10 protein-coding genes are annotated in these 11,525 nt (G+C 72.6%); 2 read left to right on the top strand and 8 right to left on the bottom strand.

Annotated elements, in window-relative coordinates; all coding sequences use genetic code 11:
- The first annotated feature begins 105 nt into the window (after positions 1 to 105).
- A complete protein-coding gene (locus ACF062_RS12170; protein ID WP_392137629.1) occupies positions 106 to 1,998 on the top strand; it encodes a DUF2264 domain-containing protein in 1,893 nt (630 codons plus the stop codon).
- A gap of 17 nt (positions 1,999 to 2,015) precedes the next feature.
- Here ACF062_RS12170 and ACF062_RS12165 read toward each other — a convergent pair whose 3' ends face one another.
- The 6 genes from ACF062_RS12165 to ACF062_RS12140 all read right to left on the bottom strand — a co-directional run bounded on the left by ACF062_RS12165 (position 2,016) and on the right by ACF062_RS12140 (position 7,599).
- Positions 2,016 to 2,582, bottom strand: coding sequence for a GAF domain-containing protein (locus ACF062_RS12165; protein WP_392137628.1), 567 nt, complete (start codon positions 2,580 to 2,582; stop codon positions 2,016 to 2,018).
- Positions 2,579 to 3,172 carry an ATP/GTP-binding protein gene (locus ACF062_RS12160; RefSeq protein WP_356582500.1) on the bottom strand — a complete coding sequence of 198 codons (594 nt, stop codon included), beginning with the start codon at positions 3,170 to 3,172 and terminating at the stop codon, positions 2,579 to 2,581. The genes ACF062_RS12165 and ACF062_RS12160 overlap by 4 nt, the downstream gene beginning before the upstream one ends.
- A complete protein-coding gene (locus tag ACF062_RS12155) occupies positions 3,150 to 3,521 on the bottom strand; it encodes a DUF742 domain-containing protein (protein WP_356582502.1) in 372 nt (123 codons plus the stop codon). The genes ACF062_RS12160 and ACF062_RS12155 overlap by 23 nt, the downstream gene beginning before the upstream one ends.
- A 2-nt stretch (positions 3,522 to 3,523) precedes the next feature.
- Positions 3,524 to 3,958, bottom strand: a complete 435-nt coding sequence (locus ACF062_RS12150) for a roadblock/LC7 domain-containing protein (protein WP_223778127.1) — start codon at positions 3,956 to 3,958, stop codon at positions 3,524 to 3,526.
- An 83-nt stretch (positions 3,959 to 4,041) separates the two neighbouring features.
- Entirely contained in the window at positions 4,042 to 6,003 is a 1,962-nt protein-coding gene (locus tag ACF062_RS12145; protein ID WP_392137627.1) for an ATP-binding protein, read from the bottom strand.
- A gap of 393 nt (positions 6,004 to 6,396) precedes the next feature.
- The gene (locus tag ACF062_RS12140; RefSeq protein ID WP_392137626.1) at positions 6,397 to 7,599 is read right to left on the bottom strand and encodes an MBL fold metallo-hydrolase; all 1,203 of its coding nucleotides are present in this window, start codon (positions 7,597 to 7,599) and stop codon (positions 6,397 to 6,399) included.
- Positions 7,600 to 7,741: 142 nt separating this feature from the next.
- Here ACF062_RS12140 and ACF062_RS12135 point away from each other — a divergent pair, with 142 nt between their 5' ends.
- A complete protein-coding gene (locus tag ACF062_RS12135; protein ID WP_392137625.1) occupies positions 7,742 to 8,428 on the top strand; it encodes a TetR/AcrR family transcriptional regulator in 687 nt (228 codons plus the stop codon).
- Positions 8,429 to 8,497: 69 nt separating this feature from the next.
- Here ACF062_RS12135 and ACF062_RS12130 read toward each other — a convergent pair whose 3' ends face one another.
- Entirely contained in the window at positions 8,498 to 9,304 is an 807-nt protein-coding gene (locus ACF062_RS12130; protein WP_392137624.1) for an SGNH/GDSL hydrolase family protein, read from the bottom strand.
- 133 nt (positions 9,305 to 9,437) lie between these two features.
- Positions 9,438 to 11,525: an alpha-galactosidase gene (locus ACF062_RS12125; RefSeq protein WP_392137623.1), complete on the bottom strand. Its 2,088-nt coding sequence runs from the start codon at positions 11,523 to 11,525 to the stop codon at positions 9,438 to 9,440.

Here is an 11,525-nt window from a genome sequence, read left to right as displayed (position 1 = left end):
CGTCCGTTGGTTGTCGTGTGCGGGTTCGTCGTGGCTTGTCGCGCAGTTCCCCGCGCCCCTTAAGGGCTTGCCCGTCCCATCACTGACCAGGAGTGGCGGAAGCCCATGACCGTGGCACCTCATCTGTTTCTGCCGCCCGGCGACCGTGTTCTGTCGCCGTTCACCGGGTGGAGCCGCGCGCACTGGGAGGCGCTTGCTGACCGGCAGTTGGAGGCGTTGGTTCCTTACGCTACGCCGAGGTTCGCGCAGTACCGGCTGCCGGGGCGGGTGAGCTGCTCCGGGGTGGTGTCGGACGGGCTTGAGGGATATGCGCGCTCCTTTCTGCTGGCCTCCTTCCGGATCGCGGGGGCGGGCGGCGAGGTGGACCCCCGCCTCGTGGGACGCTACGCGCGAGGGCTGGCGGCGGGCACCGACCGTGGCAGCGGCGAGGCGTGGCCCGAACTCACCGACCGGTCCCAGCAGATGGTCGAGGCCGCCTCGGTCGCGATCGGCCTGCACGAGACCCGCCCCTGGATCTGGGACACGCTCGACACCCGGGTCCAGGAGCGGGTGGTCGACTGGCTCTCCGGGTTCGTCGGCGCGAAGACCTGGGACAACAACTGGCGCCTCTTCCAAGTGGTGTCCGAGCAGTTCCTGGCCTCGGTCGGCGCCCCGCACCGCAGGGCCGACATCGAGGGCGGCCTGGACCGCATCGAGGACTGGTACCGCGGTGACGGCTGGTACAGCGACGGCGACGGGCGCAACTACGACTACTACAACGGCTGGGCGATGCACCTCTATCCGCTGCTGTCGGCGCGGATGGCGGGCCCCGGTGGCGACGGAGGACGCGCCGAGGTCTACCGCGAGCGCCTCGGCCGGTTCCTCGCGACCTACCCGCACTTCTTCGGCGGCGACGGCGCCCCCGTCCACCAGGGGCGCTCGCTCACCTACCGCTTCGCCGCCGCCGCACCCGTGTGGATGGGCGCCCTCGCGAACTGCACGCCGCTCGCCCCTGGCCTGACCCGGCGCCTCGCCTCCGGCACGGCCCGGCACTTCGTGGAGCGCGGCGTGCCCGACGAGCGGGGCCTGCTGCCGCTCGGCTGGTACGGGACGTTCCTGCCCGCCACCCAGGCCTACTCGGGTCCGGCATCACCGTACTGGGCGAGCAAGGGGTTCCTCGGCCTGCTGCTGCCCGCCGGCCACCCGGTGTGGACCGAACGCGAACTCCCGCTGCCCGTCGAGGAGTCCGACCAGTACACCGCGCTCCCCGCACCCGGCTGGCTCCTGCACGGCACCCGGCACGACGGCATCGTGCGGCTGGTCAACCACGGCAGCGACCACAACCCCCTCGAAGGCCCGGCCCAGGACGACCCGCACTACGCCAAGTTCGGCTACTCGACGGCGACGGCCCCCGAGACCGCCCCGCGCGCGTGGGAGCGTACCGTCGACGGCCATCTCGCCCTCATCGCCGCCGACGGCACGCCCTCGCGCCGCCTGCGCATCCACCCTCTGAGGTGCGAGGGACGCCTCGCCTCGTCCCGCCACGACGCCCGGCTGCCGGGCCACGACGACCTGTTCCCCGTCGTGACGACGAGCGCCCTGCACGGCCCCTGGGAGATCCGCGCGCACCGGCTGCGGGCCCCCGAGGGCGCGACGGTCCGCGAGGGCGGCCACGCGGTGGCGGACGGAACACCTCCGCACGCCGAACGCGGTCCCGGCTGGGCCCTGGCCCGTACGTCGGCGGGGCTCACCAGCGCCGTGGTCGCGCTGCGCGGCTGGCATGAGGAGACGGGCATCGCCCGCGAGGTCGCCGCCAACGCCTACGGACCGCACTCCGCGACGCCGTTCCTGACCCTCCCTCAGCACCCGGGCGGGCCCAGCGTCCACGTCACGCTGGTCGCCCTCTCGCGGGACACGGTCGACCCGCGGGCGCTGCGCGCGTCCATCACCTGTGCCGTGGACGACGACGGCGTACGGGTCCGCGTCCGCTTCCCCGACGGGACGGAGCTGGAGCTGTGACCGGCGTTCGACCGGCGTCAGATGCCGCCGTCCTCCCGCCGGTGGATCTGCTCGACCAGCTCCGCGGCCAGCATCTTGATCGTGTCGAGCCCCGCCCGCCCCCAGCGGCGCGGCTCGACGTCGACGACGCAGACCGTGCCGAGCACGATGCCCGTACGGTCGATGAGGGGCGCGCCCAGATAGGAGCGGATGCCGATCTCGTCCACGACGGGGTTGCCCGCGAACCGCGGATAGTCGCAGACGTCCTCCAGGACGAGTGCCTTGCGGCGCACCACCACATGCGGGCAGTACCCGTGGTCGCGGGCCATGTAGCGGCCGAGGCCGCCGTCCGCCGCGGCCGCGGCGGCCAGGTCCGTGCCGGGGCGCGTGCCCTCCGGGGTGTGCAGCCCGGCGAAGAACTGCCGGTTCTCGTCGATGAAGTTGACCATCGCGTACGGCGCGCCGGTCAGCTCCGCGAGCCGGTCCGCGAAGAGGTCGAGGGCCGCATCGGGCCGGTCTCCGATGCCAAGACCGCGCAGCCGCCGCACGCGCGCGGGCGCCTCCTTGTCGACGGGGGTGAGCAGCAGGTGTCGGTCGGGCATCATGTGTGGGCTCCGTAGCTGGGCGCCGGGGCGTGGTTGATGAGGTGCTTGACGAGGACGAGGAGCGTCTGGATGCCCGAGCTGGAGATGCGCGCGTCGCAGCGCACGACGGGCACCTCGGGGTCGAGGTCGATCGCGGAACGCACCTCTTCGGGTTCGTAGCGGTAGGCGCCGTCGAATTCGTTGATCGCGACGATGAAGCCCATGCCGCGCTGTTCGAAGAAGTCCACGGCGGCGAAGCAGTCCTCCAGGCGGCGGGTGTCGGCGAGCACCACCGCGCCGAGCGCGCCTTCGGAGAGCTCGTCCCACATGAACCAGAACCGCTCCTGGCCGGGTGTGCCGAAGAGGTACAGCACGTGTTCGGGGTCGAGCGTGATGCGTCCGAAGTCCATGGCCACCGTCGTCGTGGTCTTGTTCTCCACGCCCGACAGGTCGTCGGTGGCCTCGCTGACCGTGGTGAGCAGTTCCTCGGTGCTCAGCGGCGCGATCTCGCTGACCGCGCCCACGAAGGTCGTCTTGCCGACCCCGAAACCACCGGCGACCAGGATCTTCAGGGCGGTGGGGAAGGGGTCAGAGCTGTCGTCGTAATCCATCGAGCACTGCCTCCAACAGGGACCGGTCAGTGGGGTTGTGGTAGAAGTCCGGGGCCTTCATGGTGAGAGCCCCGGAGTCGAGGAGATCGCAGAGGATCACTTTGGTCACGACCGCGGGCAGCTTCAGCTGGGCCGCGATCTCGGCGACGGAGGCCGGGGCTCCACAGAGGCCGAGGGCCGCGGAGTGCTCGGGTCCGAGGTAACCGAGCGGGGTCGAGCCGGTGGCCATCACCTGGGAGAGCAGGTCGAGTTGTGTGGTCGGTCTGGTCCGTCCGTCGCTGACGGTGTAGGGACGGACGAGCCGTCCCGCGGCGTCGTCGAGCCAGGGCCCGTCGTGCGGGGCCGCCATGGTCAGCGCCTCATCGGCGCGGGTTCCCCGGCCGGCTGCCGGGGCGCGGTGATCAGGTACGGACGCACGCTCTTGACCAGCATCGCCATCTCGTAGCCGAGGACGGCCGCGTCCGCGTCGCGGCCCGCGAGCACCGCGAGGCAGGTGCCGGAGCCCGCCGTGGAGACGAACAGCAGCGTGGAGTCGAGCTCCACCACGACCTGCCGGACGTCTCCGCCGTCCCCGAACCGGATGCCGGCGCTGCGCCCGAGCGAGTAGAGGCCCGAGGCGAGGGCCGCCATGTGGTCGGCGCTGTCCGGGTCGAGGCCGTGCACCGACTTCACGAGCCCGTCGGAGGAGAGCAGGACGGCGCTGCGGGTGTGCGGCACGCGCTGCACGAGTCCGCTCATCAGCCAGTCGAGATCGGATACATGGCCGGTCGGCGCATCGCTCGCCATGGTGGATCGACTCCTTGAGGTACGACGTACGAGGGTCTGCGTGTGCAGAGGTGGTGGAGGGTGGTGGGGCGTCATCGTGCTGCTCAGCCGCCTTGGCCGCTGCCGTCGCCGTCCCGGGGAAGGCCGCCGTCGCCGGGTGCGCTCCCGTCGCGGGGGCGGCCGGTGCCGTTCTCCCAGGGGGTGAGGTCACGCGCGTCCTGCGCCTGGGCCAGCCCGATGCCGCGCTGGAACGCGGCCATCAGCCCCGGGTCGTGGCCCACGGGGTGGTCGCTGTCGGGGCGCGGCGCCGGGGAGCCCCGCAGCTGGGGCGCGAGGTGTTCCTGCGCGCGTCGTTTGGGGAGCCGGGGCCTGCCGACCCGCCCCCGCACGGCCCCGCCGAGGGGCGTCAGCGGCGCGGCGGCGTGCTCGGCCGCGGCCTGCCGGTCCTCGGGGCGGATGCCGGGGACGGCGTCGGCGGGCGTCGGCCGGTCCTGGCGGGCGCCGCGCACGGGCAGGGGGCGGGGCCGGGTTCCGGCCTGGTCGGTCGCCGTGTCGTGCCGCGGCTGGAGCGGCACGGACACGGACTCCTGGCGGAGCTCCGGCCGGGCGGACGCCGGCGGCTCCGGCTCACAGTCACCGCGTACGTCCCGCGAGTCCCGCAGGTCCCGTACATCCCGCACGTCCCCGACACCCTGCGCGTCCCACCCATCCTGCTGGTCCTGCTGGTCCTGCTCGTCCTGCTCGTCACGACGCCCGGCGGGCAGAGCGGGTCCTGCGGGCGCGTCCAATACGCCGTCGGGGGCACCCGGGGCCACCGCCTCCGCGGCCGGACACCGGCGGGCGGCGGGCTCGTCCCTCGGTTCGGCGCCCAGCAGTTCCTGCGGCAGGATCAGTACGGCCTGCACCCCGCCGTAGATGTTGGCCTGGAGCCGGACCGCGACACCGTGCCGACGGGCGAGCGCCGAGACCACGAAGAGGCCGATACGCCCGTCCTGCAGCAGACTCGCCACGTTCACCTGGTCGGGGTCGGCGAGCAGCCGGTTCATCTTGTTCTGCTCGGCGAGGGGCATGCCGAGGCCCCGGTCCTCGACCTCGACGGCGAGCCCGGCGGTCACGAGGTTGGCGCGCAGCAGGACCTGGGTGTGCGGCGCGGAGAACACCGTGGCGTTCTCGACGAGTTCGGCGAGCAGGTGGATGACGTCGGCCACCGCGTGCCCGCGCAGGGTGCCGTCGATGGGCGGCACCAGCTTGACGCGGGAGTACTGCTCGACCTCGGCGATGGCGGAGCGCATCACCTCGGTCATCGAGACGGGGCTGCTCCACTGGCGGCGCGAGACGGCGCCGCCGAGCACCGCGAGGTTCTCGGCGTGCCTGCGGATGCGGGTCGCGAGATGGTCGACGTGGAAGAGCCCCTTGAGCAGTTCGGGGTCCTCGACCTCGTTCTCCAACTCGTCGAGCAGGGAGATCTCGCGGTGCACCAGCGACTGGAGGCGCCGGGCGAGATTGACGAAGACCTCGACCTTCTGTTCGCTGCCCGCGTGGCTGGAGAGCTGCGCGGCCTGGAGGACGGCGTCGACGGCGACGTCCTGGGCGCGGGTCAGCTCGTCGGCGAGCCGGTCGAACTCGTCGCCGTCCGGCCGGGCCCGCGGCGGCGTACCGCGCGCGGGCGGTCCGTCGCCGCGGCGCAGCCGCTCGACGACATCGCGCAGCTCGGACTGGCCGCGCGCGGTGGCGCGGCGCAGGGCGCCGACCCGGTCGCGCACGGACCTGGCGGCACGGTCGGCCGCCACGGCGGCGACCACGATGCCGGTGAGCCCGACGAGCGCCGCGGCGGTGAGGACGGCGAGCAGGGCGGGGCCGGGGCGCGCTCCGGTCGTCCGCAGCGTGAACAGCACGGCCGCGCAGGCGCTCAGACCTACGGCGACGGCGGGCAGCACGGCGATACGCAGGAGCTGCGGCCGTATGTGGGTCTCGGGCAGGGCGGTGGCGGTGCGGCTCCCGGGCCTGCCGTGCCGGCCGCCCTCACGGCGGTCTGCGCGGGCGGCCGGTGCGCGTAGGTGAGACATCTGCGTCCTAGGTACGTGGCGACGGGGCTCCAGCGGGCGGCCCGTCTCCCTTTTGCGGCATGGTTTTCGGCAGGTTCGGCAGGTTCAGCATGGTTTGGGTATCGCCGTGCCGACCGACAGGTCGCGATGGCATGCCTGCGTCGTGATCGCTGCGTCGCCCGACGGCCACTCACGGTAGTCGGCAGCGCATCATGTGCGGTGGGCAGTTGACAAAGTCAGCGGGGGTGCGTCCCGCTCTGGTATGACGCCTCGCACGACCATGCGATTCAACTCGCACTCAAGTCCGATTCGGCGGCCGGAGGCCAGTTCGGGCGCCGACAACGAACAGCGGCGCCCCGGCCGGTGGGCCGGGGCGCCGCTGTTCTTCTGCTCGCTAGGAGGACCGGGGCCGGGCTATGCCACGGGCGCGGCTTCCTGGTCGCCGCTGTCCGTCGTCGTGATCTGCGGCCCGTTGCTGCCCATCGGCGTCTCGGGCCAGCCGCCGTCCGGCACGATCGCGACGCCGCGCCACCAGGGGGCGCCGGGCACGGCCTTGGCCCCGGGCTCGAAGGGCTCGCCGGGGCAGGGCAGCGCGATCCTTGCGCCCGCGCCGCGCGCCGCGGCGAGGGTGCCCTCCCCCGGCTCCGACCACGGGTGCGGGGCGAGGTTGAACGTGCCCCAGTGGATCGGCAGCATCAGCCCCTGTGCGTGGCCGCCCTGGAGGTCGAGGTGGGCCCGCATGCCCTCCTCGGGCGTCATGTGGATGTCGGGCCAGAAATCGCTGTAGGCACCGATCTGGATCATCGTGACGTCGAACGGTCCGTGCGCGGCGCCGATCTCGCGGAAGCCGGGGAAGTAGCCCGTGTCCCCGCTGTGGTAGACGCGGTGCTCGGGCCCGGCGACCACCCAGGAGGCCCACAGCGTGTGCTGCTGGTTGCGCAGGCCGCGGCCGCAGAAGTGCCGTGCGGGCGTCGCCGTGAGCGTCAGCCCCGCCACCTCCGCCGACTCGTGCCAGTCGAGCTCGCGGAGCCGGTCGGCGGGCACGCCCCAGCGCTCCAGGTGGGCGCCGACGCCGAGCGGCACGGCGAACACCGTGTCCGTACCGGCCAGCGCCTTGATCGTCGGCATGTCAAGGTGGTCGTAGTGGTCGTGCGAGATGACCACGGCGTCGACCGGGCCGAGGGCCGCCAGCGGCACCGGCACGGGATGCAGCCGCTTGGGCCCGGCGAAGGAGAACGGCGAGCACCGCTCGCCCCACACCGGGTCGAAGAGCACGCGCCGCCCGTCGATCTCGGCGAGGACGCTGGAGTGCCCCATCCAGGTGATCCGCAGCCCGTCGGCCGGTGGCTTGGCGAGGTCGGCGAGGGTCGTGGCGTGCACGGGGACCGTGCCGGCGGGGCCACGGCGTACGCGCTCCTCCTTGCGGAAGTAGATCTTGGCGAACTCCATGGTGGACCCCGAGGGTCTGGTCCGCGCCCCCACGGGGTTCTGGAAGGAGCCATCGGCCACGGAGAAGTTCGGCGAGCTGCGGATCCGCGCCAGCCGCGCACCGGCCGGATCCGCTCCGAAGGCGGGGGTCCGCAGCGAGCGGAGCCCGGGAATCAGGGACCGGGACACGGGACCTCCTGAGGGGGGTGGATAGGCCTAACCATTATGTCCACGCCCCGCGATGCCACATTCCCGGAGGCCCGATCCGACCGATTCCGCAGGGGCCGGCCTTCGGCATCCGGGAGTCGCGGGCCTGGGTAGGGTGCACGGCGTGACTGGGGTGCGGTTGAGCGTGGCGGAGCGGCGGGCGGAGATGCTCGTCGCGACCGTCGAACAGATCGAGCTGCGGGGCGTGGCGGCCGTGCGGATCGCGGACGTCGCGGCCGCCCTCGGGGTGAGCAACGCGCTGGTGTTGTACCACTTCTCGTCCAAGGAGAAGCTCCTCGCCGCGGCCTTCGAGCACGCCGCCCGGCGCGATCTCATCCGGCTGCGCAAGCTGCTGGGCCGCCGCACCTCGGCGCTGCGCCGGCTGCGCGCGGCCGTGCGGTGGTACGCGCCGACGGGCCAGGCCAAGGGCTGGCGGCTGTGGATAGAGGGCTGGTCCGCGGCCCTGCGGGAGCCGACGCTACGCGCGGTGACCCGTGACCTCGACCAGCAGTGGAAGGCGGCGCTGGCGGCGGTCATCGCGGAGGGCTCGGCCGCGGGCGAGTTCCACTGCCCGGACCCTGAGGGGGCGGCCCTGCGCCTCACCGCACTCCTCGACGGCCTGGCGGTCCAGATGACGGCCTACGACGCAGCACTTCCCCGAGCCAAGGCCCGCAGATGGACGGACGAGGCCCTGGCCCGAGAACTGGGCCTGAACCCCACCCAACCCCGGCCCCGTGAGGGGCGCGAGGAACTGCGCGAGCAACCACAAGAAACCCGCACCCAAAACCCAACCCCATCCCCCACCCCCTAAGGGGCGCGGGGAGCGGCGCGAGCAACCACACTCACCCCGCACCCAGAAAGCGCCCCACCCGGCGGAGCGCTAAAGCGGCAACAAATCCGGCCGCTTGGCCGCCACATGATCCCCCGAGCTCTCCCCCCGAATACGCCGCCCGATCCACGGCACCAAATACTCCCGCGCCCAGTGGATGTCGTCCCGCCGCAGGTCAAGCGTTCCGCGAGGCGGCAGCGGCGGCCATGCCTGGTCGGGATCGGCCGGCACCTCCAGGCCGAGCACCTGCGCGGCACGCAACGCCACCCGCGTGTGCCCCTCGGCGGACAGATGCAGCCGGTCGCCGTCCCAGGCCCGGCGGTCCTGCACGGTCTTGAGGGACCACAGGTCGAGCACGGGGCAGCCATGGCGATCGGCGACCGCACGCACATGCATGTTGTAGGTGGCGATCTTGCCGCGCAGATGCTTGAGGACGGCGACGCCCCGGGTGTCGAACCCGGTGGTCACCATGACCGTGCCGACCGCCGACGACAGATCGACGACGGCCCGCTCGAAGCGCTCCGCCAGCTCGTCGGGGTCGGTGCCGGGGCGGATGATGTCGTTGCCGCCGGCGCAGAACGTCACGAGGTCGGGGGCCAGCTCCTTGGCGCGCGGCACCTGGTCCGCGACGATCTGGTCGAGGAGCTTGCCTCGCACGGCGAGGTTGGCGTACCGGAAGGTGTGCTCGGGTACCCGGTCGTCCAGCAGGACGGCGAGGCGATCGGCCCACCCGACGAACGTGCCGCCGGGGCCCGGGTCACCCACGCCTTCGGTGAAGCTGTCGCCGACCGCTGCGTAGGAGTTGAATACGCCGTTGTTGATGGGGTGATTGATGAAGGTTGTCGACTCTGCGCTCACGACGTCACATCCTTCACCTCCCTAAGTGACCTACGCCACCGTAGGGAGGGGTTGACGGTGCGTGAGATAAGCCACCGGTCAAGATTCATTCAAAGGCGGAATAAGCACCGCCCCCCACCGGCGTTCCTGACCGTCACACCCGCCGGAGCCGGAACACCCCCGCGTCCAGATCTCCCTTGAGCCCGGTCCGCAGCCCCCGCCGCATCAGCACCGCGCCCCGGTACGTCTTCCCCGTGTCCGGACAGGCATACACCGCCGCCGGGTCGAGCGCGCGCAACCGTACCGGTGCCGGCTCCTCCCCATACGACTGCGCCCGGAGCCAGGCAAGGACCACCGCCTCGTCGCCACGGACGTACTGCACGGCGCTGAGGCCGCCCTCCGGCGGCCGCAGCCGGTAGAGGTCGCCGAGCTGTACGACGGGCCGGATCTCCTTGTAGAGATCCACCCAGTCGCGCGCTTCGGCGAGCTCGCTCTCGCTCCACCGGGCGAGGTCTCCGCCGATCCCGAGCACCCCGGCCATGGCGCTCACGAACCGGAAGCGCAGTGAGCTGACACGGCCGTTGAGCTGGGTGTTAGGGCTGTCGGTGACCCAGGCGGCCATCACGCGCGCCGGGTGCAGCTGGCTGAAGCCGTGCTGGATGGCGAGCCGGTCCAGCGGGTCGGTGTTGTCGGAGGTCCACACCTGGTCGGTGCGGGAGAGGATGCCGAGGTCGACTCGGCCGCCACCGCCCGAGCATGACTCGAAGGAGACGTCGGGGTGCGCCGCGCGCAGCCGGTCCAGCAGGCCGTACAGATGCCGTCCATGGGCCCACCACAGCTCGCGTCCCGCCGCGCCCGGTCGCCCCGCGTCCGTGAAGCTCCGGTTGAAGTCCCACTTGACGAAGTCGATGGGCGCGCCGGACAGAAGCGCGTCGAGCCGGTCCCACAGGTACGCGCGCACGTCCTCACGCGAGAGGTCGAGCACCAGCTGGTTGCGGAACTCCGCCCGGGTGCGGCCCGGTTGATGCTGTACCCAGTCGGGGTGGGCACGGTAGAGGTCGCTGTCGGGGTTGACCATCTCGGGCTCCACCCAGATCCCGAACCGCATGCCGAGCCCGTGCACCTCGTCGGCGAGCGGCTTGAGCCCGTCGGGGAAGCGGTCCGGGTTGGGTGTCCAGTCGCCGAGCCCGGACCGGTCGCTGACCCGGCCGCCGAACCACGCGTCGTCGACGACGAACAGCTCGACGCCGAGCCCCGCGGCCTTGCGGGCCAGCGCCCGCTGCTGCTCCTCCGAGATGTCGAAGCCGGTGGCCTCCCAGGAGTTGTAGAGGACCGGCCGTACCGTGTCCGCGTCCGGGATGACGTGCTCGCGCTGGTAGGCGTGCCAGGCCCGGCTCGCGCCGCCGAAGCCGTCCCCGCTCCACAGCCCGGCGAAGACAGGCGTGGTGAGCGCCACGCCGGGCTCCAGGACGGTGACGCCGGAGTCGTCGTGCCCCATCCCGCCGCTGATCTGCACGGTGCCGTCGGGCAGTTGGTGCACGGCGATGCGCCAGGACCCCGACCAGGCGAGCGCGCAGCTGTACACCTCCCCTTGCTCCTCCGTGGCCCCCTCCGCGTCGAGCGCGACCCAGGGCAGATGCTGGTGTCCGGTGTGCCCGCGCCTGCTGCCGATGACCTTTTCGCCGTACGTGATATCGGACCGCATCAGCCGCGACTCCGCCGCCCAGCGGCCGTGCAGCTGCGACAGGCGCCAGCGCTCGCGCCGTGGCAGCGTCCAGGTCGCGGAGTCGGCACGCAGCACCTCCAGCGGCCGCGCCCCATGCCCCTCCTCGTGAGCGAGGCGTACGGACCGTTCGACGACGTCACCGCGGAGCCGGTAGGTGAGGGTGATCCGCAGGTGGTGCAGCGGGTCACGGAAGTGGACCTGGAGCGCGTCACTGTCCACCGCCGATCCGGTGTGGTGCCACTCGGTGCCCCGGACCGTGTCGTCGCGGACGGACAGCACGGGCCGCACGAAGCGGGGGCCGCCCTCCACGGGGTACTCCTCGCGTCCGTCGAGCGGCGACTCGAAGCCCCGCTCCAGGGGCGGCGGCTCGGCCGCCAGGGCCTCGGCGTCGGCCAGGGCGATCCGCGCCCCCCAGTACAGGTGGAGCAGCTCGTCCCGGTCCGTGAGCCGGATGGCGTAACTGCTGGTGGGGCCCGACAGCAGCCACGTACGACCGTCGGCGCCGACCTCGATCAT

Origin of the sequence: Streptomyces sp. NPDC015345, from assembly GCF_043078805.1 — a bacterium.
Classification (GTDB): Bacteria; Actinomycetota; Actinomycetes; order Streptomycetales; family Streptomycetaceae; genus Streptomyces.
Note: the sequence above shows the minus strand (reverse complement) of the source record. Positions and strands in the feature narration are given on the sequence as shown.

Excerpts from the sequence above, each read along its gene's own strand:
- ACF062_RS12165 (WP_392137628.1), bottom strand. The coding sequence starts at position 2,582 with ATGATGCCCGACCGACACCTGCTGCTCACCCCCGTCGACAAGGAGGCG.
- ACF062_RS12170 (WP_392137629.1), top strand. The coding sequence starts at position 106 with ATGACCGTGGCACCTCATCTGTTTCTGCCGCCCGGCGACCGTGTTCTG.
- ACF062_RS12160 (WP_356582500.1), bottom strand. The coding sequence starts at position 3,172 with ATGGATTACGACGACAGCTCTGACCCCTTCCCCACCGCCCTGAAGATC.
- ACF062_RS12150 (WP_223778127.1), bottom strand. The coding sequence starts at position 3,958 with ATGGCGAGCGATGCGCCGACCGGCCATGTATCCGATCTCGACTGGCTG.
- ACF062_RS12145 (WP_392137627.1), bottom strand. The coding sequence starts at position 6,003 with ATGTCTCACCTACGCGCACCGGCCGCCCGCGCAGACCGCCGTGAGGGC.
- ACF062_RS12125 (WP_392137623.1), bottom strand. The coding sequence starts at position 11,525 with ATGATCGAGGTCGGCGCCGACGGTCGTACGTGGCTGCTGTCGGGCCCC.
- ACF062_RS12155 (WP_356582502.1), bottom strand. The coding sequence starts at position 3,521 with ATGGCGGCCCCGCACGACGGGCCCTGGCTCGACGACGCCGCGGGACGG.